Origin of the sequence: Mesorhizobium tamadayense (assembly GCF_003863365.1) — a bacterium.
In the GTDB taxonomy this organism is placed as follows: Bacteria; Pseudomonadota; Alphaproteobacteria; order Rhizobiales; family Rhizobiaceae; genus Mesorhizobium; species Mesorhizobium tamadayense.
The window spans coordinates 25,725-48,232 of sequence record NZ_RQXT01000056.1; the positions used below are offsets into that span (position 1 = coordinate 25,725).

Annotated in this window: 25 protein-coding genes and 1 tRNA gene; 15 read left to right on the forward strand and 11 right to left on the reverse strand. The window is 60.1% G+C overall.

The genetic code is table 11. The features are described from left to right. The first annotated feature begins 101 nt into the window (after positions 1-101). On the forward strand, positions 102-470 hold the full coding sequence (locus tag EH240_RS30710) for a response regulator (RefSeq protein WP_125005629.1): 369 nt from the start codon (positions 102-104) through the stop codon (positions 468-470). 70 nt (positions 471-540) lie between these two features. Here the strand turns inward: EH240_RS30710 and ctrA are convergent, their stop codons facing one another. Continuing rightward, a complete protein-coding gene (gene ctrA / locus EH240_RS30715; protein ID WP_006203583.1) occupies positions 541-1,236 on the reverse strand; it encodes a response regulator transcription factor CtrA in 696 nt (231 codons plus the stop codon). 445 nt (positions 1,237-1,681) lie between these two features. On the opposite strand from ctrA, the gene EH240_RS30720 reads away from it, so the two are divergent. Beyond that, a complete protein-coding gene (locus EH240_RS30720) occupies positions 1,682-2,059 on the forward strand; it encodes a flagellar export protein FliJ (protein WP_125005665.1) in 378 nt (125 codons plus the stop codon). An 82-nt stretch (positions 2,060-2,141) separates the two neighbouring features. On the opposite strand, the gene EH240_RS30725 is transcribed toward EH240_RS30720, so the two are convergent. Next, positions 2,142-2,465: a winged helix-turn-helix transcriptional regulator gene (locus tag EH240_RS30725; protein WP_342634115.1), complete on the reverse strand. Its 324-nt coding sequence runs from the start codon at positions 2,463-2,465 to the stop codon at positions 2,142-2,144. Here EH240_RS30725 and EH240_RS39940 point away from each other — a divergent pair. After that, positions 2,436-2,555 carry a hypothetical protein gene (locus EH240_RS39940; RefSeq protein ID WP_342634116.1) on the forward strand — a complete coding sequence of 40 codons (120 nt, stop codon included), beginning with the start codon at positions 2,436-2,438 and terminating at the stop codon, positions 2,553-2,555. The two genes, EH240_RS30725 and EH240_RS39940, sit on opposite strands and share 30 nt — an antisense overlap. 66 nt (positions 2,556-2,621) lie before the next feature. Here the strand turns inward: EH240_RS39940 and sciP are convergent, their stop codons facing one another. After that, positions 2,622-2,897: a CtrA inhibitor SciP gene (gene sciP / locus EH240_RS30735; RefSeq protein WP_006203587.1), complete on the reverse strand. Its 276-nt coding sequence runs from the start codon at positions 2,895-2,897 to the stop codon at positions 2,622-2,624. A gap of 98 nt (positions 2,898-2,995) precedes the next feature. Here sciP and EH240_RS38240 point away from each other — a divergent pair, with 98 nt between their 5' ends. Then, positions 2,996-3,148: a hypothetical protein gene (locus EH240_RS38240; RefSeq protein ID WP_167484225.1), complete on the forward strand. Its 153-nt coding sequence runs from the start codon at positions 2,996-2,998 to the stop codon at positions 3,146-3,148. A gap of 7 nt (positions 3,149-3,155) precedes the next feature. Then, entirely contained in the window at positions 3,156-4,346 is a 1,191-nt protein-coding gene (mnmA, locus tag EH240_RS30740) for a tRNA 2-thiouridine(34) synthase MnmA (protein WP_125005631.1), read from the forward strand. A gap of 47 nt (positions 4,347-4,393) precedes the next feature. Here mnmA and EH240_RS30745 read toward each other — a convergent pair whose 3' ends face one another. After that, the gene (locus EH240_RS30745; protein ID WP_125005633.1) at positions 4,394-5,359 is read right to left on the reverse strand and encodes a Gfo/Idh/MocA family protein; all 966 of its coding nucleotides are present in this window, start codon (positions 5,357-5,359) and stop codon (positions 4,394-4,396) included. Positions 5,360-5,585: 226 nt separating this feature from the next. Here EH240_RS30745 and EH240_RS30750 point away from each other — a divergent pair. Continuing rightward, positions 5,586-5,662: transfer RNA gene (locus EH240_RS30750), tRNA-Met, on the forward strand. Here the strand turns inward: EH240_RS30750 and EH240_RS30755 are convergent. From EH240_RS30755 to EH240_RS30770, 4 genes are all read right to left on the reverse strand, one after another. Further along, complete coding sequence (locus EH240_RS30755) at positions 5,619-7,301, reverse strand: recombinase family protein (RefSeq protein WP_125005667.1); 1,683 nt, start codon at positions 7,299-7,301, stop codon at positions 5,619-5,621. The two genes, EH240_RS30750 and EH240_RS30755, sit on opposite strands and share 44 nt — an antisense overlap. A gap of 14 nt (positions 7,302-7,315) precedes the next feature. Next, positions 7,316-7,522 carry a hypothetical protein gene (locus EH240_RS30760; protein ID WP_125005635.1) on the reverse strand — a complete coding sequence of 69 codons (207 nt, stop codon included), beginning with the start codon at positions 7,520-7,522 and terminating at the stop codon, positions 7,316-7,318. Positions 7,523-7,882: 360 nt separating this feature from the next. Beyond that, positions 7,883-8,188 carry a hypothetical protein gene (locus EH240_RS30765; protein ID WP_125005637.1) on the reverse strand — a complete coding sequence of 102 codons (306 nt, stop codon included), beginning with the start codon at positions 8,186-8,188 and terminating at the stop codon, positions 7,883-7,885. Further along, complete coding sequence (locus EH240_RS30770) at positions 8,185-8,925, reverse strand: hypothetical protein (protein ID WP_206075347.1); 741 nt, start codon at positions 8,923-8,925, stop codon at positions 8,185-8,187. The genes EH240_RS30765 and EH240_RS30770 overlap by 4 nt, the downstream gene beginning before the upstream one ends. A 146-nt stretch (positions 8,926-9,071) precedes the next feature. Here EH240_RS30770 and EH240_RS30775 point away from each other — a divergent pair, with 146 nt between their 5' ends. The 4 genes from EH240_RS30775 (at position 9,072) to EH240_RS30795 (ending at position 11,782) form a co-directional block, all read left to right on the forward strand. Further along, positions 9,072-9,236 carry a toxin-antitoxin system HicB family antitoxin gene (locus EH240_RS30775; RefSeq protein ID WP_125005639.1) on the forward strand — a complete coding sequence of 55 codons (165 nt, stop codon included), beginning with the start codon at positions 9,072-9,074 and terminating at the stop codon, positions 9,234-9,236. Positions 9,237-9,783: 547 nt separating this feature from the next. Then, positions 9,784-10,641 (forward strand): ParA family protein, encoded by an 858-nt coding sequence (locus EH240_RS30785; protein ID WP_125005641.1) that lies wholly within the window; start codon positions 9,784-9,786, stop codon positions 10,639-10,641. Next, positions 10,638-11,108 (forward strand): hypothetical protein, encoded by a 471-nt coding sequence (locus tag EH240_RS30790; RefSeq protein ID WP_125005643.1) that lies wholly within the window; start codon positions 10,638-10,640, stop codon positions 11,106-11,108. The genes EH240_RS30785 and EH240_RS30790 overlap by 4 nt, the downstream gene beginning before the upstream one ends. Continuing rightward, positions 11,105-11,782, forward strand: coding sequence for a hypothetical protein (locus tag EH240_RS30795; protein ID WP_125005645.1), 678 nt, complete (start codon positions 11,105-11,107; stop codon positions 11,780-11,782). Before EH240_RS30790 ends, EH240_RS30795 begins: the two co-directional genes overlap by 4 nt. A gap of 210 nt (positions 11,783-11,992) precedes the next feature. On the opposite strand, the gene EH240_RS30800 is transcribed toward EH240_RS30795, so the two are convergent. After that, entirely contained in the window at positions 11,993-13,807 is a 1,815-nt protein-coding gene (locus EH240_RS30800; protein ID WP_245436528.1) for a DUF3363 domain-containing protein, read from the reverse strand. Positions 13,808-15,332: 1,525 nt separating this feature from the next. Next, the gene (locus EH240_RS30805; RefSeq protein WP_125005649.1) at positions 15,333-16,304 is read right to left on the reverse strand and encodes a DUF4238 domain-containing protein; all 972 of its coding nucleotides are present in this window, start codon (positions 16,302-16,304) and stop codon (positions 15,333-15,335) included. Between the two features lie 396 nt (positions 16,305-16,700). On the opposite strand from EH240_RS30805, the gene EH240_RS30810 reads away from it, so the two are divergent. The 5 genes from EH240_RS30810 to EH240_RS30830 all read left to right on the forward strand — a co-directional run bounded on the left by EH240_RS30810 (position 16,701) and on the right by EH240_RS30830 (position 22,112). Then, the gene (locus EH240_RS30810) at positions 16,701-17,714 is read left to right on the forward strand and encodes an SMODS domain-containing nucleotidyltransferase (RefSeq protein ID WP_125005651.1); all 1,014 of its coding nucleotides are present in this window, start codon (positions 16,701-16,703) and stop codon (positions 17,712-17,714) included. Beyond that, a complete protein-coding gene (locus tag EH240_RS30815; protein ID WP_125005653.1) occupies positions 17,711-19,399 on the forward strand; it encodes a ThiF family adenylyltransferase in 1,689 nt (562 codons plus the stop codon). The genes EH240_RS30810 and EH240_RS30815 overlap by 4 nt, the downstream gene beginning before the upstream one ends. Next, entirely contained in the window at positions 19,377-19,847 is a 471-nt protein-coding gene (locus EH240_RS30820) for a M67 family metallopeptidase (RefSeq protein WP_125005655.1), read from the forward strand. The genes EH240_RS30815 and EH240_RS30820 overlap by 23 nt, the downstream gene beginning before the upstream one ends. Continuing rightward, entirely contained in the window at positions 19,834-21,255 is a 1,422-nt protein-coding gene (locus EH240_RS30825) for an SAVED domain-containing protein (protein WP_245436530.1), read from the forward strand. The genes EH240_RS30820 and EH240_RS30825 overlap by 14 nt, the downstream gene beginning before the upstream one ends. A gap of 281 nt (positions 21,256-21,536) precedes the next feature. Then, the gene (locus EH240_RS30830; RefSeq protein ID WP_125005659.1) at positions 21,537-22,112 is read left to right on the forward strand and encodes a hypothetical protein; all 576 of its coding nucleotides are present in this window, start codon (positions 21,537-21,539) and stop codon (positions 22,110-22,112) included. 193 nt (positions 22,113-22,305) lie between these two features. Here the strand turns inward: EH240_RS30830 and EH240_RS38575 are convergent. Further along, positions 22,306-22,508 (reverse strand): hypothetical protein (locus EH240_RS38575; protein WP_206075348.1); only part of this gene is annotated, 203 nt, incomplete at its 5' end.

Genomic DNA, 22,508 nt, shown 5'->3' on the forward strand with positions numbered 1-22,508 from the left:
AAACTTTACCTAACGGCTTTTCGGCTTCTTTACCAGATTGCCCTATGGTGCCCTTGGTTACCGGAGGTGCCGGTTCGGCAGATGGCAAAGAGGGCCCGGAAATGAAGCGCTGCCTGTTCGTGGACGATTCGAGCGTTATCAGGAAGGTCGCGAAGCGTATCCTTGGCGGCTCGGACATCATGGTCATCGAAGCGGCCACCGGGCTTGACGCCGTCGAGCTCTGCTCCAGCAACATGCCAGACGTCGTCGTAGTCGACGGCGGCCTGCCGGACATGCAGGCGGTCGACCTCATTCGCCGCATCCGCGCCATCGAAAGCACGATCAAGCCACAGATCCTGATCTCGCTCGTCGAGGTCGACGTCGGCTCGATCATGCGGGCGAAACGCGCCGGCGCCCAGGGCTATCTGCTGAAGCCCTTCAACCGGGCGCAGTTGCTCGATAGCTTCCGCTTCCTGAAAATCGCGGCTTGAGCTTTCCGACACCGAAACGAAAAACCCGGCCGGAGCCGGGTTTTTCGTTTGAATTGCTTGGCCTTAGGGGTCAGGCGCTGACGCGGATGTCTTCCGGCTCGCGCAGCACATAGCCGCGGCCCCATACGGTTTCGATGTAGTTCTGGCCGCCGGACGCAGCGTCGAGCTTCTTGCGCAGCTTGCAGATGAAGACGTCGATGATCTTCAGTTCCGGCTCGTCCATGCCGCCATAGAGGTGATTGAGGAACATTTCCTTGGTCAGCGTCGTGCCCTTGCGCAGCGAGAGCAGCTCCAGCATCTGGTATTCCTTGCCGGTCAGGTGCACGCGCTGGCCACCGACCTCGACCGTCTTGGCGTCGAGATTGACCACCAGGTCGCCGGTTGTGATGACCGATTGGGCATGACCTTTGGAACGGCGCACGATGGCATGGATGCGCGCCACCAGCTCGTCCTTGTGGAAAGGCTTGGTCATGTAGTCGTCGGCGCCGAAACCGAGGCCGCGCACCTTGTCCTCGATGCCTGCCATGCCGGAGAGGATCAGGATCGGCGTTTTGACCTTGGAGAGGCGAAGCGTGCGCAGCACCTCGTAGCCGGACATGTCGGGAAGATTGAGATCGAGAAGGATGATGTCGTAGTCGTAGAGCTTGCCGAGATCGACCCCTTCTTCGCCGAGATCGGTCGTATAGACGTTGAAGCTTTCCGATTTCAGCATCAGCTCGATGCTTTGTGCGGTTGCACTGTCGTCTTCAATCAGCAGAACACGCATTTCATTCCCCTTTTCTGCTGCCGGACCGCGTCACGACCGTCCGGGACCGGAGCAGTGATTGCCTGAACAGAAGGTGCCACCGATTGGTTAACAAATCCTAATTTCGTGTCAGCCACGATATCAGATTTTTTAACCCCTTTCTACACCCACTTGAATCTAATAACGAATCACAGACCCAAATCGCTCATGTACCACATTAATTCGTCAGCCTAAGTGACTCCAGAGACTCGCAGGCCGGCTTCTCGTCGCAGCCGGAATTTTTACCCGGCCTTAAGTCCTCGCCCGTATGATTAACAATGCCCGTAAACGAATGGTTACCGCCGGCAAAAAACTTTAGGGCTTTGTTTCCCATAGAATGGGGAAAGCCGGGGGAAACGGGTGACGCGTGGGCCTTTCCAGGCCGAAGAGACGATATGCAGGTGTGCGTTTCCGGGAGTACCGAGTCATGAAGTCACGTGAAAACCTCGTTCGGCTGAAGCAGTTTCAGGTGAATGAGAAGCGGCGCCAGCTGTTGCAGTTGGACATGATGATCGCCGAGTTCGAACGCATGGCCGCCGAGTTGGAGGCGCAGATCGTCGCCGAAGAGAAAAAAGCCGGCATCACCGACATCAATCATTTTGCCTATCCGACCTTCGCCAAGGCGGCGCGCCTGCGCCGCGACAACCTTAGGAACTCGCAGAGCGACCTCGCCCAGCAGCGAACCATGGCCGAATCATTACTCGGCGAAGCTGAAGCGGAGCTTTCCAAGGCCGAGATGCTGGAATCACGCGACAGCAAGATTCGCGATACGGAAGTGGGCGGCCGCAGCGCCATGATCGGCTGAGCTGCGCGCTTTGCCGCTATAGCCGGGATTTTCCGGCAGCCCTTGAAACCGCGTCCGGACAGCTCCTGCCCGTGCTCCCGCTTCAAGGCAGCATCGCCATATCGACCTGATGGTTCGCCGATGCTCTGGCACGGGCATCCTTGATGTCGGGCGCATGCTCTTCCGCCCAGGACCGGATCTGGCTGAGCAATCCCGTCAGGTTCTGGCCAAGCTCCGTCAGCTCGTATTCAACCCGCGGCGGGAAGACCGGATAGATCTCGCGCCGGACAAGGCCGTCGCGCTCCAGCACACACAGCGTCTGGGTGAGCACCTTCCAGCTTGCGCGCCAGCTCGCCATTGCGCATGCGGCCGCGGAGGCCTTGTCGAGCTCGCCAAGCTGGTCGACGCCAAGAAGCTGTCGCCCCACGTGGCGAAGGCCTTCCCGCTCGATCAGGCGGGCGCTGCCGATGCCTTCCTTGCGACCCGGCCGATCGGCAAGGTCGTGCTCACGGTCTAATGGAAGGCTCTCCGGAAAGATGAAAGGGCGCGGAATCCGCGCCCTTCTGTCTCCGGCAGCAGAAGCCTAGTGCCGGTATTGCTGGATCCGCGTCGTGCGAAGTCCGGCAAGACCGTATTCGTCGATTGATGCCTGCCAGGAGAGAAATTCCTCGGTAGTGAGTTTGTAGCGCTGGCAGGCTTCTTCCAGGCTGAGCAGTCCGCCGCGCACGGCAGCGACCACCTCCGCCTTGCGCCGGATAACCCAGCGCCGTGTATTCGTCGGCGGCAGATCGGCTATCGTGAGAGGGCTGCCGTCAGGCCCGATAACATACTTGACTCTAGGTCTAACCAGATCGGTCATCGTACTCTCTACTAAAAACTCAAAGACCCAATCCCCGCCACGGTACCGCCACAGCTTTAAAAATTGCCTAAGCGAACCCTAATGACTAGGTAAGGATCGTGAACGTCACGTTAGGTTTTCGTTCGGCATTTGAGACAATCGCGGCCCCGGCCCTGATTTTGCCGGGAGAAATCGGTTTGGCGGGCAAGCTGGCGCACCCGGAGCGCTTGACCTATATTCCTGTCATTGGCAGTCAGCGCCACGCAGATTGAAAGAACCATGAACAGCCTCGACCTTCCCGGACGCCCAGAAAACACCCGCGTCGTCGTCGCCATGTCGGGCGGCGTCGATTCGTCGGTCGTTGCCGGCATCCTGAAGCGCGAAGGCTATGACGTCGTCGGCGTCACCCTGCAGCTTTACGACCACGGCGCGGCAACGCACCGGGCGGGTTCCTGCTGCGCCGGCCAGGATATCGACGATGCCCGCCGAGTCTCCGAGACGCTCGGCATCCCGCATTACGTGCTCGACTACGAGGAGCGCTTCCGCAAAGCGGTCATCGATCCTTTCGCCGAGAGCTATGTCGCCGGCGAGACGCCTATCCCCTGCGTCTCCTGCAACCAGACGGTCAAGTTCGCGGACCTTTTGGCCACCGCCCAGGATCTCGGCGCCGACGCTTTGGCCACCGGCCATTACATCCGCTCGCGCGCCAACGGCGCGCATCGCGCGCTCTACCGGCCGGTCGATGCGGACCGCGACCAGAGCTATTTCCTGTTCGCCACCACGCAGGCGCAGATCGACTATCTGCGCTTCCCGCTGGGCGGTCTCTCCAAGCCGCAGGTGCGAATGATCGCCGAGGAGATGGGGCTGACGGTCGCCGCCAAGCAGGACAGCCAGGACATCTGCTTCGTGCCGCAGGGCAAGTATTCCGACATCATCGCCAAGCTGAAGCCAAGCGCGGCAAATCCTGGCGATATCGTCCATATCGATGGCCGCGTGCTCGGCCGCCATGAAGGTATCCTGCGCTACACGATCGGCCAGCGCCGCGGCATCGGCGTCGCTTCCGGCGAGCCGCTCTATGTCGTTCATCTCGACGCCGAGGGCGCCCGTGTCATTGTCGGCCCGCGCGAGGCGCTGGAGACGCACAAGATTTACCTGCGCGCCATGAACTGGCTCGGCGACGGCCCGCTCTCCGACGTTCCGGAAGGCGGGATCGAGCTGTTCGCCAAGGTCCGTTCGACCAGGCCGCCGCGCCCGGCCGTGCTGCATCACCGCGACGGCGTGACCTCGGTCGAGCTGGTCGACGGCGAATCAGGCATCGCGCCCGGACAGGCCTGCGTTCTCTATTCCGACGACTGCAACGAGGCGCGTGTCTTCGGCGGCGGCTTCATCGAGCGCTCAGAGCGCGGTGCCGAGGCCGAGGCTATGCTTTCGAGGCTCGCGCAGCGGCCCGCGCACATCCCCGCCGAGTAACCCGCCCTTTCAGTCGGCGCTTCACTTCAGGATTGTCTTTGCGTGACTCAAGCGGACGAGCCGCTATGCGTCACCGTGCCCGCCGTGAGGATGCGCAGCACGCGGATCGCTTCCTCGCCATCGGTGCGCGGTTCGGCGCGCGTCTCGATGCATTGCATGAAATGCGCCAGCTCGCGCGTCAGCGGCATGCCTTCGCCGACCGCCACATAGGACGGCTCGTTGGCGGTGAAGGCCCATTGGCCGCTGTCCTGCCAGACCGCGTGCCGGTAGACGGCAAGCTTGCGCTCCCAGGGCTCGACATCGTCGAACACCGCCATCGCCTTGGTGCCGACCACGGTGAGCCGCCGCTCGCGATAGGGGTTGAGCCGCGAGGCGAAGAGATGGCTGCGCACGCCGTTGGGAAAGCGCATGTGCAGATGCGCGAAGTCGCTGAGATTGTCGAGCAGTGCCGCCCCTTCGCCCCTGACCTCGATCGGCTCGGTGCCGGTGATGGCGAGAATCATCGACAGATCATGCGGCGCAAGGTCCCAGAGCGCGTCGTTCTCGGTGTGGAACTTGCCGAGGCCGAGCCGGTGCGAGTGGATGTAGCGCACCTCGCCGAGCTCGCCATTGTCGATCAGCGCTTTCAGCGTCTCGAAGGCGGGATGGAAGCGCAGCACGTGGCCGACCATGAAGACGCGGCCGTTTTTCCTCGCCGCCTGCACCGAGCGCTCGGCGTCGGCGACCGTCAGCGCGATCGGCTTCTCCACCAGCACGTCCTTGCCGCCCTCGACGGCGCGAACAGTCGTGTCGGCATGATATTGCGGCGGCAGCGCCATGACGACGGCATCGACATCGGCGCGCTCGAACAGCTTGTCCGGCTCTATCGCCAGGCATTCCTGCTCGCTGGCGAACCCTTCGGCGCGGGCGCGATTGACGTCGGAAACGGCATGGAGCGCGCCAAGCGCCTTGAGGGTGCGGATGTGGTTGCTGCCCCAGTATCCGCAACCGAGGACTGCGATGCGCGGCTTCATTCGTTCAAACTCTAGAATTTCATGGCCGAGACATAGCGACGTGCCCCGTCGAACTCAACCCCGCCGCATGCGCTTCAGCGTCTGCCCGGCAAAGCTTTTCCGGGATGAGATTATGCTGGCGCGTCCGGCTTGACAGCTTTGCCCCGCCAACCTTATATCCGCGCGACCTTGGCGAACGCTTCGAATTGCCCACGATCCGTGCGCTTCTTCGAGCCTCGTCACTCCTGGCGGAGTAGCTCAGTTGGTTAGAGCACGGGAATCATAATCCTGGGGTCGGGGGTTCAAGTCCCTCCTCCGCTACCACCTCAAACCCACTATCGTGCGTAATAGGTGCGCGATAGCGGCCGCCCGTTGCTGCGCGGTTTTCGGCATAGCGCGCGCTGGGGAATGCGCCCCTGCCGATGAGGGCGGCAAGCTTGCCTTTCACCTCGATCTCGAAGCCTTCGCGTGCAGGCTTGGGGTGCACCGTGACGCTGTGAACAAGCGCCCGAAAGTTTTGAGTGAGCGGCCCACGGTCGTCTGCGGCACTGGCGTGGTCAGCCAATGCCTTTGAAAGAGCATCGACGGTTTCGATGTAGCGCCCCACGGTCGTGGGGTGAAGAGCAACGGTCGACGGCGGCTCATCAAGGCTGGCAAGTTGCGCTTCGACCTGAAGCCGCTGTGTCTTGAGTTCAGCAATGCGCTGTTTGGCATCCTCTTCGGCAATGACATTCCTGATGACGAGGTCGATGGTGCGCTGCCGCTCGCCTTCAATGCGATCGCGCTTGGTTTCCAGTCCTGTGCGCATTGCAGTGGCCTGTGTGGCCAGTTGCCGACGCTCTTCATTGTATTTGCGGATGTAGGCTTCGATCAGCTCTGGAACCCTCAGCTGTTCGCGCATGCCGTCGAGGACCGCCTTCTCGATCTCGGGCAGGTAAAGGATGCGCCGGTTGGAGCAGCTCCCGCTTTCGCGAACCGCCGAGCACCGGATACGCGTCTTGCCGGTCTTGTCACGATCATGAACCGACAGGCCCGATCCGCAGACGCCGCAGCGAAGGAGACCGGATAATAGGTGAGCGGGCCGGCGCTTGATCTGAGAAGATACCCTCACCCTCTCGGCCTTGAGGGACTGTGCCTTCAGCCACGTTTCGTCATCGATGATCCGTAAATGCGGCACTTCTTTTGTCTGCCACTGGTCCTTCGGGTTTGGCCTGGAGACGCGCTTGCCAGTATCGGGGTTCTTCATCATCCGGACCTTGTTCCAGATGATGCGTCCGACATAGAGCTCGTTGAAGAGCAGCCCTGCCCCGCGTTGCGCATTTCCGTTGATAGTGGAAGCGTTCCATCGCGTTCCCCGCGGTGGTGCAATGCCTTCCCGGTTGAGATCACCAGCAAGCTCGCGTGGGGTGCGCCCGGCTGTATAGGCGGCAAAGATGCGCCGGACGACCTCTACCTCCTCTTTGACAATCTCCAGTTCGCCAGGGCGACCTGGGACTACTTGATAGCCATAGGCGCGTCCTCCGGCGTGACGCCCGTCCCGAACTACTCCAGCCATGCCCCTACGCACCTTCTTGGCACCGTCTTCCCGCTGCATCTGACCGACAAGTCCACGAATACCGACGAGGATCGCATCGGCGATGCCGTCATGAACAGCCTGAATTTCAATGCCGAGGAAAGAGAGCCGTTTGTGAAGGCCTGCGAGATCCTCCATGTCGCGTGACAGGCGATCAAGCGCCTCGACGACAACCGCATCGAACGCATTTTGGCGTGCCGCCTCCATTAGAGTCATTAGGCCGTCGCGGCCGAATACCGACGCTCCGGAGCGAGCCTTGTCCTCATAGACGGCAACGACATTGAGACCATTGCGAACTGCGTATGCACGGCACAGCGCAATTTGGTCTTCGGTGGACTTCTCGTTTTGTAGCTCGGTCGAAAAGCGAGCGTAAATAGCGGCCCGTGTCATGTCTCGGGAGCCTTCTAGGCGTGATCTGCATCAAACGCGGAATCGATCGAAACACCGATTGCGATGCGATGATCGCGCCTGGCATCGGCGACGGCAAGGGCTTCGACGAACTCAAGCATGGCTCTGCGTAGCTCCTCCGGCGCCTCCGCAGGGACGCTTTCGCGGAGCGACGAACCATTGAGTTTGTCTTGTGCCGGCTTCACGAAACCGAGCATCGCCATCACAAGCAGCGGGGAAAGAGGCGCGCTCCATCGATCGTGCAAACGGGACACCGCAGCGTAGAAATCGGATAGATGCCGGCCTGACAGGATTGGCGGGCGAAGGTCGCCGCAATCGAGTTGCGCAAATGCAGAACTCATGCCGGCACACCGGAGACAAATGACCGGGGCTGGCTACTGGAATGGTCTGACCCCGCTCACGCCGCTCCTTTGTCTGCTTCCTAAACCTGCACCGGGTCGGAATCGGCCGGTCAAGGTTAACGCGACAAGCGTCAGTGCAGAGCGGTTTTGGCCTTGACTGGCTGGCGACCGATTCCGCTCCGACCTAGAAGCTGGCCACGGGCAACCTGCACATGACGGCGCTCAATTTACGGAACGTCGGTTGACCGGGGCCATCATCCTTTCCACCTCGGTTTGCACCGACTCCGCTCGAAGACAATCAAAAACCTGAAACCAGAAGCGGTATTCCGGCATGTCGCCATCGCAATTAGCCGCCAGAGCGCCCCAAGCGATCGCCGTTACCGCCAAATCGCCCCACAACGCTTTTGCCGCGTCGGCGACTTTAATAACAGACCAATCACGAAGCACCATCGCGTCGAGCTCCGCTATCTCGCCACGAAAAGGACCATCTTCAATTATTATCCGCAATCGATCGGTCAGCTTTTTCACGCTGCGCCTCCATCCGCCTCGGTCAAGACTCGCAAACTGTCCCCTCCTCGTTTCCGAAGAGGTGTCAGCTGGAGCATGTCGTTTGGAAACATCTGCTCCGGCACAAGCCGCTGGCCGATGCGGATAACGTCATTGAGTGCCGATCGTATCTGCGGCCAAGGAAACTCGACATCGTTTTCAGAAGACTCTCCTTCCCTGAGCACAGCATCAAGCTTGGCTGCCACACCGGCAAGGGAAGCGGCGGGGGTTTCGGACAATACCTCGACCAGGTCTTCCGCCCGGTCGCCAGCCTCGCGTTCGGCCTGCAACGCCGCCGAGTAGCCGATTTCCCTGTCGGCGGCATCCCAGCGCGCCTGATGGGCCGCGAAGTCGGCTTCAGCCTGCGCGCGCGTTGCCGCGTCTTCCGGACCAAGATCGAGCACTTCGTGAAGCGCCTCAAGTGAATGCAGCGTCACGCCCTCGCCGTCGCGCAGCAGGACGGTCGCACAAGGAAACCCAACGGATTCTGCCAGTTTCCGCTCCAGGCGCTGCTGCTGACGGCACAGCCGATCAGTCTCATCGTGCGCCGCCTTCCATTTGCGCCACACCGCCACCGCAGGATCGGCGGTCTGGTTCTTTTCCAAACCGCTGCGGGCAAACGCCTTCGGCGGCCATCCCGCCATTGCAATTGCCGTTCCCGCAAGTACCCTCCTGCGGGTGACGAGAGGCAGAGTCGTGGTATTGTCGGAATCACCCATGATCCGAGCTCCTGAACAGCTTGGTTGTGGTCAGGCTGGCTTGAGTGTTGACGCACTCTAGTCAGCCCTTGCGCGTGCAATGCAAGTGCAACGCACGTGCATATCAATGCGCCCTTTGAAACCAAATATCAAGCCGTAGAGCGAAAATGACAAAAAAGCCGTTCACCACCCGCCTTGATCCGCCGGTGTTGGCGTTGGCTCAACAGCTTGCTGAAACAGAACGGCGCTCGATCACCTCGGTCATAGAACTCGCATTGATCGAGTACGCCGAACGGCGCGGAATCAAAGTAAGCGCGAAGGAAGGGGAATAGAATAGACAGACGAGTTGGCGGACGCAGCGAAGGTATCATGGCCTACCGCAGGCGCCCGGTCCAACATCAGAACAATACGCAGCGCCCCCATGCATCAGATCCTGCCGGTATCGAGTTCATCCCAGAGAATGGCGGCGGGCCTGGCGTGCGTCTGGAAAGCAAATGACCTAGTAGCAAACAGGCAAATTTGACCCGCTTTGGTCATCGGAGAGTTCACGACCGAATGGCAGCAATGCGCCCCAAAATCAGCCATTGCGGAAGGTCGTTCGCTTCTCTGAAACCGGACATTGGTTCAGGTCGAGGCCGACGGCAACTCACGAACAAGAGCGATTCACCCCTTCGGGTGGCGCTAGCCGAGCTTACGAGAACGCCGTGCAGAAATAGTGTCCCGATCACGGGCGGGTTATGGCCACTGATGGGCTTTCGAGTGCTCGTCGACCCTCTCATTGGGGCTCAGCCTAACGGACGTGCCGCACTGCCGAACCGCGGCCACTAGACACGAGAAGAAAATCCGGGACTATAGCTCAGATTAAACCGGGGGGAGAGCATGGCAGCGCCGGTCTTGGCAATTTTAAATTTAAAAGGCGGCGTGGGTAAAACTACTATCGCCTCGAACGTGTCATACGAGATTTTTCAGAACAAGGCCAAGAGGGTTCTCCTTCTCGACATGGACCCGCAATACAATTTGAGTCAGCAACTCCTGACAAAATCTCAGTATGACGGGATGCAGAATGCCAACAAAAATATACTCCGTCTTTTTGAGCCTGCGCCTGTGTCCGATTTCTTCGACGTGAACACCTCGTCGAACATTCCGCTCCCGCCATCTGCGTCATCGACGATGCTTTATTATCTCATCAATCAATCTGACAAGGCGATATCGGTAGTACCGGGCACGTTCGAGCTTACGAAGTACAGCTTCATTAATGACAATGATAAGCTCAATCATGCCAAGGCATACTTCAAGCATGCTATCAGCCTCGCCCGAAACGAGTACGATCTGGTCGTTCTCGACATGAATCCCAGCTCTTCGTTTCTGACCTTCTGCGGCTTGACGGTGGCCACCGATGTACTCGCCCCTGTGCGTCCGGATAAATTTTCAGTACAGGGGCTGGACCTCGTGAAACGGCTTATCGACCATCCGTTGGTGCAACCTAAACCGAACCTGCACATCGTCATGAACGGCATCAAACGCACCGCTGCCCTGACCTCCACGGAAAAGGACATTCGGCAGGCTGCGTTTTTCAAAGATCGGATATTGGTCAATCGGGTGTATATGTCTGCGGTGCTAACCGCGCGGGACGACCACACTGGCTTCGCCAAGCACCGAAAAGTCTCCGGCAAAACGCAGATCTCGGAGGATCTGAAAGCGGTGGCCTACGAGCTTTGGACCAGGATGGGCGCATGATGACGGAGAAGTTGGAACGAATCCTCACGCTCCTGGCGGCGGCGCAGGTAAGCCCATCCGAGTTTCGGACAATCGTAATGGATCTTCAGGGTACAGATCCGAGTATCATCGAGCAACGCTACGCACGGGTGCGAGCGAAGGTCCGTCGGATTTCGGAAACTGCGAGTACTGACGATGCGTCACCAGCGTCCGCAAACTTGAGCAAGCGCGTGCGAGACGATGTACTTTCGTTCGCGCGAGACGGGGCAGCCAGTCCCGGCGAAGCTGCCGAGCGTCTCGGAAAGCGACTCGCATTTATCGATGATACCCTGCAACTCCCTCCTTTCTCCAGCAAGGTGGGCTTTAACCGCTGGCTGGAGAAGGTTATCCGTATCGCCTCTCCCAACGCGGTTTTGAACGCCGCGATCGCGGAGTTCTCTGAGCATCGTCCATCGCACACTGACGGCTGGCGGCTCTCTGACTCATGATCGACGGCACCATTATTGCGAACCGCATCGAGGGGAACCTTTCAGGAATTCCTATCGCTCTTCAAGAGTTCATGGCCGCGATAGATCAAGCGACGCACTGGATTCAGCGCGACTGGCAACTCTATCAGGCCAATCCCGCGCATCTCCTTCTGACTGGGGTGAAGGTGTCCTTCCTTGAATCGGCCACCGCTTGGGCGATCGGTTCCAACAGAGGTGCGGCCGCATCCCTTCGTGCAGCGGTCGAGAACGCTTTCGCTTGGCTGTATTACAAAGATCATCCCGTGGAGCTGAAAGCCGTGAAGGAGCGACGTGCCGACATGCTCCTACCGAAAGGGGTTCAGAGCTATCTCAAAGCTGTCGATGGTGGCTACGAAGCCAGCTATGAAATGCTCAAAAAAACTAAATCTCGGCCGAACGAGTATTTCTATACAGATCTCTCACAATACGTTCACGCTCATCCGAATTTTGCGTTAAACGCAACGATTGAAAACACGGTAGTCAGTAGTCCGAGAGACGCAAGTTTCTTGGCTATCTGCGCGGCTACGGGCGAATTTATAGCTGACAATTACTTAGCAGCATATCGAGCCTCTTGGGGCGACTTCCCTAATGCGGTTCAAGCGAGCGTCACTACTCGGCTCGGCACCGGCTTGGCAAAGTTTGTCGAGATTCCTTAGTCGTTGGATTTATGGCGCTTCCTCTATGAAGTGGTGCGTCCTGTATCCTGCCAATCACCGCGCAAAGCTGCCATTCCGCTCCCGGCCCGTTGCTGTCGCTCGACACCAACGTGCAACTGACCCCATATGGCGCTTCTTGCGCGTTCAGAAGTGAACCCACGTGGACGAGGGTGCCGAGAAACTAGTCACCCTCAGCTGACCGCAAAGCCATCACAACCCCAGCCCGCGCTTTCTGCCGAAACTCCATTCGATGCCGCCGCTGTCGCGGGCGATCCCGGTGATGTATTGGCCGACGCGTTTTGCAAGAATCGGTTGCCAGGGCACGAGCTGGAAGCCGGTTCCATCATCGATCATGGCAAAGCGACCTGAGGCGAGATTAGCCGCTCCGACCAGCCCGCCGCTGACATATTCGCCAGGCTTGGCCTGAATGAAGCTGAGCCCGCGCTCGGCCGCCATCACACGGCCGACGCGGGCGACCTCGGCCTGCTCAAGACGCTGGAGGAGGTCGCGCTGAGCACGAACCGCGCCATCAGGCAGTCGCCTGGCGTAGCCCATGTCGACGAGGCTCTGTCGCCGCCGCTCCAGGGATTCTGAGACCTCGCGGCCGAACCCGACCTGTGCCAACGGTGTCCGGTTTGCCGAGGCCAGTTCCCGGTCGAGCCAGGTCGCGCCATCGCCCGTCACCTGGCTGTCCAGGTCGAGGAAGGAAAGCGTGCGGACAGCAAAATGCCGGCCGCGGTTGCGGGCGTCATAGGCAGCCGCTTGCTCGACGATGTCGTCGGGGATCTTCCAGTGGTCAGCATCGATGCGCTCAATGATCCCGGCCCGCCGTAGTGCTTCGAGCCGGCGTACATGCGAACGGATGAAGGCGTCAGGATCGCCCTCGATGCGCTCGATCTGGGACCGAGCCGCTTCCAAATGCTCGCTCGGCCGGTAGATGCCGCCGTGCTCGGCCGCCATGTCGCGGATGTTGAGATCGGCTTTGCGAGGCTCTGCCTTTGTCGGGAGAGGCTCGAGGGCGACGATGTGGCCGCGCCGAACGTCGTCGAGCTTTGCGTCGTCGCTTGTCTCGACATAGTGGGTGCGTCCATCAACGCCGTCGATGACGACATAGAGCCCGCCATCCAGCCCGTCGCCGGCAAGCCCCTTGTCGAGCACCCGTCCCAAGATCGGCTCGCTGATCTCTTGGCCATGGGTGACGTACTGGCTGGGGCCGCGCTCCTCGGCGATGCCGTGGTCGGCGAGAGCCCGATGAATGGTCTTGATGATGTCGTTGCGCGTGCCGAGGTCGCGCAGGACATGCTCCGCATCATCGGCAAGCACGAAGCGGCCGGGCTCGGTCTCGGTGGCGAGGCCGTATTGCTCCAGGTGCTTGGCCCTGTCGATCAGAAAATGGCGATTGGCGCGCAGCGTGTAGCTCTCGCTCGCACCGGGGCGCAGGTCGACGACGCCACGCTCCTCCTGCTCGGCCAGCAGCATCCGGTCGAGACGGGTCAGCCGCTCGGCCTCCACCTCGGCCCTGAGCTTCTGGGCAATGTCGATCTCGGTCTGTGGTCCGAGCTCCAGCGTCACCAGGTCGCCGGCGCGATGGCGGATGCCGTGCGCGATGTAGTCACCAGCGATATTGAGCACCCTGCCCTGATCGGTGACGCCGCGCACCAGGATATGGGTGTGAGGGTGGCCGGTGTTGTGATGGTCGACGGCTATCCAGTCGAGCCGCGTCCCGAGATCGCTTTCCATCTGCCGCATCAGGTCGCGAGTGAGGGAGCGCAGGTCCTCCATCTCGGCCGCATCCTCGGGCGCGACAATGAAGCGGAACTGATGCCGGTCGCCGCGGCAGCGCTCGATGAAGGCGCTCGCCTCGTCGCGGTCGCGACCGTCCTCGATGGCGCAATAGACTTTTCCCTTCTCGCCGTCGCGCGTAACCCCATCGCGCTGGAGATAGCGCAGGTGCGCATCCACCGCCCGGATTGAGACGCCGCGCAATTTCGGACCGCGCGCGCCGCGCTGGGACGCGAACTTCACCACCCTCGCCTTGACCATCACCCGTCGCGCACGGAAGCGGCCTGAGCCCCCTTCCCGGATCCAGCCACCACCATCCCGCGACAGGCCCGCGGCGACGCCGGCGCCGCGCCCCCTTGTGTTGAATCGGCCTCCGCCCTTGCTCCCCGCCGAGTCACCGCTCCGACCATGGCTGCCGCCGGCCTTGCGGACGGCGATCTTCACCTGGGCGACGAACGGCAGCGAACGTTGAGTGACGCGCCTCCCGCCGCTTCGCACCCGACCCGGCCTGACACGGAAATCTCTCTCATCACCATCAACCATTTCGACAGGATCGGCGGCGGATACAGGCTCCGCAACACGTTTCAAGCCCTGATCGGGCTCCAGCGTGCAAAGACAGGCTGCAGCGTAGAGATGGCGAATTGCACATTGCGACGGCGTTACGGATTTGAGAGCACTATAAGTGCGATAGCGCCACGCCGGGCGCTTCTCGCACATCCCGAAATGCCAGGGCGGGTCCGTTTTCGCAGGCGAAAACAATGTGCAGACAACACCTTGCCGAGCAAAGCGAGGCGCGAGCGCGAGCTCGCTTTATCTTGCCATCTTAATCGGTCGTATTTTGAGAAATTTGATTGCCATCGTCGTTCCTCCTCCAATCTACGATAATACACTATTCTATGCTCTGCACCACGATCCCGTACTCTTGCGTTGAGTTCCGATGCGCCGTGCAGTCTTCCGCGCTCTGCGACGGGGTAGCAGCGCTGCTTATTTGCAGCACGGGAACCGTCGTGGCGCACTTTTCCATCGGAGTGACGGAGCAGCATCACAGGCAATCCGGCGCGGTCCGGCCGTCTCGCGATCGGCGCGGCCGCAGGCTGGATAACGTGCGTTCCGTCGTTCCTGGTCTGCATCGGTTCTCATCCGCCGGAACAGACCTCCTTTGTCTCAGCGGGCGTCCATCAGCGTGTTGGCGTCATGCATTTGAACTGCGCTCGCACTGCTCATCGATGCGCACGCAAAAGCCTCCGGTCTTGCTGTGCGCCTGCTGCACGGCGAACGACCTGACCGCGGCTGGATCGCCAATATAGAACGCGCGGTCGGTTCAGATGCACGATCCCTGGCAGCCTGTGCGCTGCCGCGACCAGTCCTTGCCGCGAGAGGGTGTCTGGCGTTCATCGCCGGTATTGAATTGTCTCTGCCCATAAAGGGAACCATCAGGCCGGCACCGCCTCGTGCAGCGCGCACCGCAAAAATGGGCGGCCGGGCCTGTCGATATCCGTTTCTGAAATGTCGATCGAGCAGCCTGACTGCCGCCGCCCCGAGGTCAACCCCAAAAGCGAGTCGCTACTTATCGCAAGCGGCGGAAGCGCGACGGATCGTCGATGGCTGGCAGGAAGGAGGTCTGTCACGGCCGACGTCTGGGAGCGCCGTACAGCGCCGGCGTGCAACAATCTTCACAACGGCATCAAGCAGCGACAACATTGAGTCTACCGCGTCGATCGCGCAATACAGACTGCACCGATATGAAACGGGACGAAGGTTCCATTGCTTAGAAGTTGGCTCTAAAATCGTCGCGTTCCGACAGAGGTTTCGCGATTTCTGCCATTCGGCGGTCGTTGATCCTTTCCAAGAAGGTCTGCTCGCGAAGCTTGCCCATGTGTTTTTGCACGAACCGCAGGGCCGCGCCGTTGCTGCCATAGATGTAGTCGGTAGCGTTGTTTACGACATGCTTGTTGACGCTCGTCACGAAGTCCCAGGCCGGTCGGTCGACCAGTTGACGCCTGAACTCCTCCGTCTTGGTCGCAAGGAAGACGCGATGCGGACCGATTGGCAGTATCATGTGTGCCTTGGGGCCATTCATCGCGACCGAGGCGACCAATGGACGATCTGAGGTAAGAAACTCGCGGTCGCCATAGACGTTGGTCACCGTCCACTGCAAGTCCCCTACTGCCCTGATAGCCACCTCGGCTTGAATCATGCCGCTGAGTGCCACCATGGCAGCACGTTCATAGAATGTTGGGCCTAGAAGCCTCTGGTAATCTTCTACCGTTTGGGGATTACCCTGCATTCCCGACCGCTTGAAAATGGCCTCCAAACTCGGGCGGTCTGAAAACCAGTCGTGCTTAACATAGTGTTTGAGCCGCTTTATATCGGCGGGCATTCGCATCATAAGCGACAGCATGAATTTGATCCAAGCGACAACTTCCTTTGGAGTTGCGTCGACATCGAACTGGCCCCTCATCAACCGCCGCATAGCAGCCGCTGCTTCTGTGTCCACGGGCCTGGTGAACTCAGTTTCAAAGAGATTTGAGACTTTTTCCGGCAGTCCCTCGGCTGCATATAGGCGATCGATGTAGCCGACAGCACTCGGGTGGCGGCGCAAGGGTTTTACTAAGCCGTCACGTAGATTCGGCCTGCTAAACTGGACGATCTTCCCGTCAGCCCCAGCCCATTCCTTGAGGTAGAAAACCGGAAGGAAATGGTGCTTGTTGGGTTCGTTTTGCTTGAATTCTTTTGTCACGGGCTATCGATGCAAGACTTGCAAATCCGACGACCTGTATACCGGCAACAAGGATAGCTCGATACGGCGCTTTAGACCACAATCTGCCCTGAACACCGATCGTGGTCTCGCACGCCAGCTCAACTCGATGGTCGTTGACGCAGCACTCAAGCAATTTCCATTGTTGAGCGATGGCGGCAGACCCTTTGATAGCCGACATCGCACACAGCTTTAAAGGGTGCGTGGAGGCCAACCGGCTTTCAAACCCTCAAGGCCGCCGCACTAAGGACCATCGGAGTGACCGGAGTTCTATCTTCGCAAAAATCCGGTGCATTTCGGTCCAGAGCAAGAGCCGGATACTTGAACGCTTGAGCCAATGTCCACATATATGAACGAATAGCGAACATCGAGGGGCATATGCCGGTTCCGCAGGCACGTTTTACCGAACTTCTCGCAGACATCGAGCCAAGTCCAACCACGAAGTCCCACGCATCTAGCGGACACAATGGCATTCGGGATCACCTTCGAACGCAGGAAGAGTTCAAGGACAGGTATATCTCAAGCTTTCTATCCGGCAGCTATGCGCGCGACACGTCGATTCGACCGCGCACGTCAGCTGATGGGCACGAGCGTCCAGACGTCGACATCATCATTGTCACGAGCTTCGAAACCAGCGACCATCCCGACGATGTTCTGAACGAAGTGTGCCGGGCACTCGAGGATGGCGGTGACGGCTACGAGGTCGAACGCATCAACAAGCGCTCGGTGCGAGTCGAGACATGGCAGGCCGACATGGACATCGTTCCGGTCGTGCAGACGTCAAACGGCTACATGATTCCGGATCGGGACAACGGCATTTGGAAGTTCACCAACCCGCCGGTTCATACCTCCTGGAGCGCCGAACAGAACAAAAGGTTCGGCGACCGCTTCAAGCCGCTCGTCAAGCTGTTCAAGTGGTGGCGTCGAATTAACCCTAGCGGCAAGCGTCCGAAAGGTTTCGTGCTTGAAGTGCTCGTCTCGCTTCATGCGCCGACAGCGGAAACGCATTATGGCGCAGCCTTCGTCCAGTTGCTGACGAATATCTATAACGCATACGGCTTCCTCGCCTCGCTCGACCAGAAGCCGTTCATCGCCGACCCGGCGGATCAGTCGAACGACATTCTGGGCAAGGTGACGCTGGCGCAGTGGAAGGACTTTATCGACAAGGTTCGCGTCTACGCCGACATTGCACGTCGCGCGCAGGAAACCGATGACATGGACGAGGCGACGCGCCAATGGCGGCGAGTGTTCGGCGATCGGTTCAAGGCGACCGTGAACCCGGCGAAGGCCGCTTCCTACGGCGGCTTTGCCGCGGCAACACCTGTGGCCGCCGGCTACACATTCCCCGATGCGATGGCCGCGCCGGCCAGCAAGCCGCGTGGCTTCGCTTGAAGTTCTGGTGGCTGGCTGATTCGGCGAGGCTGTCGGCCGAAAAGGCGGCGGTCGAGACACTTGCTCGCGGCGAGAGTTGGTTCGAGTTCGAGCGCTGGCGGTTTCATGAAGGCAGCCTGAGCGCTGAAGGTGTCCTGATCGCGCATGGCCAGCGCTATCCGGTACGCCTGGTCTATCCGGACCAGTACCCGGAAGTTCCGGCATGGGTTGAACCGCAGGACGAGGTCCGCTGGACGACGCATCAGTACGGCAGCGGCACACTCTGTCTGGAACTGCGGCCGGACAACTGGATTGCCGGCGCGACCGGTGTCGATGTCCTGCGCAGCGCCTACAACTTGCTTGAAATCGAGGACCCTCTTGGGAAGGGCATGGTGCGCGCGCCGTCGGTGCATGCCGTTGGCGAGGTGCAGTCATATGGCTGGGGCGCCAACCCGGTGCTGATCGGCTCGGGCTGTGCGACGCGAATCCGAGCCGGCACTGCGATCGGTGTTCAGGCTCTGCGGTGGATGGCCAGCACTGATGTATGGCCCATCATGATCCACGACGACGGGGATGGGCGCGGTGCCCGCCGGGTGCCTGGGCCTGACATCGACAGTTGGCGCTTCACAGTGCCGATTTATGTTTCCGACGAGGCTCCGCCGGCGGGGGAACTCGATCGGACGACACTGGTTCAGGCTGCCGGCTTCGATCCTGAGACGGGAGCGGCGGTTGAAGCCTCATCCGCCGGCGTCCTCATCTTCAAGGGCGCAGAGCTTAGGGTCTTTCATCTCACCGCCGAAGGCAGAACCAGCAGCCGCGGGGTCTTTGTTCTTCCAGATGAGGATGGTCTGCGCTCGTCGCGGTCAGCGGATGTCGAGGTCAAGCGCGTTACGATCGTCGGCGCCGGCTCGGTCGGGTCGAAAATCGCCGAGTCGCTACTGCGTTCAGGTGCTCATCGCCAGACGTTGGTCGATGGCGACGTGATGCTGCCAGGGAATCTGGAGCGCCATGCGCTTGATTGGCGCGACATCGGGTTTCGCAAGGTACATGGGCTAAAGCGCCGGCTCCTCGGGATCGTACCTGGCGCCGACGTGAAGGTCATCGACGTCAACTTGAATTGGCAGCGGTCGGCGAAGACACATGCCTGGCAGGTTGAGGCTGTGGCCGAGGGAGACGTCATTGTGGATGCGACCGGCGATCCGGCGACCGCGCTGTTCCTGGCCGCAATCGCGGACGCGAATGGTCGCGCGTTCGTCTCGGTCGAGGTCTTTGAAGGCGGGCTCGGTGCTCTGATCGCAACCGCTATACCAAACCGCGATCCTCCCTTCGTGGAAGGCCGAGCGACGTTTCTGGCCTGGTGCGATGAGCAGGGCGTCAAACCGCCGGAGGCCGGTCCGAGGCGCTACGAAATGCTTTCCGAGGATGGCACCCCGGTCGCTGCCGATGACGCCGCCGTCACGATGACTGCCGGCCACGCGGCGCGAGTGATCCTCGATATCCTCGACAGCAATCCCGCTCCGATCGATTCCGCCTGGCTGTTGTTCGGATACCGGAAGGCCTGGCTGTTCGACGGACACGGTCATACGATCCGACTCAATGTCGGCGAGCGCGGACCGCGGCCTCCGGTCGCCGACGATCCGGAGGCCCAGTCGTTCGCGTTGGCGCTGATACAGGAGTTGCTTGGTGAAGGTGGCACTGGCGGCTGATCAGACCGAAAGGCTCCTCGCGGCTCTTGAGCGAGCGGGCGTCAAGGAAATCGGTGGCCAGTTGTTTGGCGAACAGCTTGCGCCGTCGGACTTTCGCGTGACGGAACTGACCGTGCAGTCCCGGCCCGGCACATTCGCCCGCTTCATCGTCGATCTGCTGCAGGCCGCAAAGGATTCCATTCGCTTTTTCGATCGAACCGAGCATCGATACACGAGGTACAACTATATTGGCGAGTGGCACAGCCACCCGAGCTTCGCGGTGCACCCCAGCGGTACTGACGCGGCGACTATGCGGCAGCTCGTCCAGGACGCGCAGTTTGCGGGGACCTTCGCCGTTCTGATGATCGTACGGCTGGATGCGGAGACACTCACATCGGGCGCTTGGGTCTTTGACCCGCAAGGAAACGAGCGTCGGGTTTTGCTGGAGGTTGAACTTGAGCGGCAATGAGAAGGCACCGGCTCTGACCGATGCCCGAGGCGTAGGCGGCGTGATTGCCCAGGATGGCTTCGACTATCAACTTTGGGATGGTCTTGCGCGGCTGCCGGCTTGGCTGGCCAACCCGGCCTTCGAGCAGATGATATTTGAAGGCCTGGAGGATCTGGAAGCACGGTTCTTCGCCCCTCAGGCGCCGAGGGGGCAATTGCTCGAGCGCTTCCAGGCGAAGGCCGGCTCACTGGCGCCAGCCGCGGTGCGGGAGGTCTTTGAGACGTTTGCGCGCTTCGAAAGCGCCTATCCGCGTGCCGCGCGCGTCCAGAGCCTGGTCACACCTCGTTTGCCAGCAACTGTTGGCTGGCTGGCGCGGGATCCAAGTCGAGTCCGCAAGGCCCGTCCGTTCTATGCACCTTTCGCCGATATTATGGCGGCAAGCGATGCCGAGTTGCTGACGAGGCTCGTCGAGACCTACAGAGATCAACTGGGGACCTTCATCGCCCAGTCGGTCGATGTCAGCGAGCGCAACCTCCCGGATTGCGATGCAGCCTTGGCGACCTTCGGAGTAGAACTCGACCGGGCCTATCCTTCCCTGGAAGCACCGCAGAAGCGGGTGGGCGAGGCGTTCGAAGCGTTGAGCGCTCTTGCGCGCAGGTCGATCGGCGCACCGCTGGGTGGAGACGTGTTGGTAAAGACCATCGAAGATGCGTTGGGCAAGTCGCTCCCACTGCCACGAAGCTTCCCGCTCCATGTCCGTTCCGATCGAAACGAGGCGGACGAGCGCTGTCTCGAGATCGACGCAAGTGCATTTTCCGGTCGCGACGGCGTATTTCCGCCACCGGCACGGTGGGCGGATGACCTCGTTGCGCCGTTGGATAGGACAGCACGGTGGCTGCGAAGCCATGCCATAAACCGGGTCGCGCTTACGGGCTCCTACCGACTGACGACCGCGATGATCATCGGCTGGTCACTGCGTTCGGCTACCGGGTTCGAACTGGAGGTCCCGACCCGTGATGGTTCATGGGCGACCGATGATCGGCCCGCCCCGAGCGACCCCCCGCAAAACTGGCGGATCGCTGAGCCGGCAAACTTGACTGGTGATCAGTTAGTCGTTTGTGTCGGCATTCTGTGCGATCCTGCCGCCGATCTCGGTCAGATTGCCGGCGTCCCCACGGAGGCAGTGCTGGGGCTTCACCTCGATGAGCCGATCGTATCGGCGAAAGCAGCGCAAGCCGGTGTCGCGGTCGTCAAGCGAGCGGTGGATGCTGCTATGGCGCGACTAAGGCCCAAGGGGATCCAACTCTACTTCGCCGGGCCGGCTGCTTTTGCTGTAGCACTTGGTCACCGCTGGAACGCGATGCCGCCGACGCAATTGCATGAGTTTGTCACCTCGAGTCGTTCCTATGTCGCGACCGCGCTGATTTGATCAGAATCTGCACAGGTGCTTGATCTACGCCAGCGCGCACTTGTTGGCTCTGTCTGGCTGGCAAGCGGCACCCTCACGCCGAGCTATGGCGCTCAATCCGTTTCGATCGGGCTACAGCATCGCAGCATCACCGTAACCTATTGATTTGCTTGGTGCCGATTTGCGAGTTGTATAAAAGCGAAAAAGGCAGCTTCCCAAGCCGAAAGTACAAAAGGTAGAGCTTGAATCGGGTCAGACTAAAACTCATATTGCGATTGCTGGCTGGCGGCTGGGGGGCACAGATGATTAAGGGCATTCGTATCGCGACTGTTTTGCTTGTTGTTTTCTGGCAGCCGGCGTTCGCTGAAAATCCTTCTCTTGAGCAATGCACCTGTACTCAAGCTTCCCGCAGTGGGGCCTTCGTTACAAACGCGACGGCTTGCTGGCTGACAATAGACACAGAGATCCAATGGTGCGACATTACAGTTCAGACGCTTGAGGATCCAACTTCTTCAACTTCGCAGACCGTCGCGACTATTTTTGACAATATGGATGATGTCGATACTTTAGTTAAATTGTTTCAGGAAGAATTTACTCGGTTTGCAGCCTCGGCCGAAGCTAGGAGCGGCGGGCGGCTTGATATTCAGAAAGCTAAAGAGACCGTCCCAACCCAACTGGCTGATAATCGCGCCAAAATAGGCGAATGCGTATTAGCATTTAGAGATGCTTCCTTTGGCAAAGGCGGAATGAATCTCAGCGGCAATGAAAATTTTCGATGTGGAGTGGGCGAAGCGAGTGGCTGGTTGCGGATCGAGTTTCGCGTCGGTGATGTATGGCTCGCCTACGCATTATCGCCCGGCAGAAAAGCGGTGCCGTAACGGTGCGGGAGATACTTGCGAAGGGGCTGGCGTTCATCGCGCAAAACGCAGCAGCGGCGATTATCAGTCTCGCGGTGACCGCTGGGGCCGGACTTCTTTGGGCCTTCTCTTGGTCTGGGCCCTCACCCTTGACGATAAGGTTTCAGGATACGATCGGCTGCTCTGGTGGGAAACTCGACTATCTTAAGAAGCGTCATTTTGACGACGACTTCGTGCAGCTCACAAGAGGAGCCGACAGACTCATCATCTGCGATACGGAGGTTCTGGTTACAACGAGAGCCGATGCGCCGAGTGCCTTGGCCAACAAGTACCCCGGCTGCTTGAGGTGGATAGGCAGCTCGTTGTTGATGTTGCGCGCGAGCCCATCAATCTGTTCGCTCCCCGATGGCAGCCGAT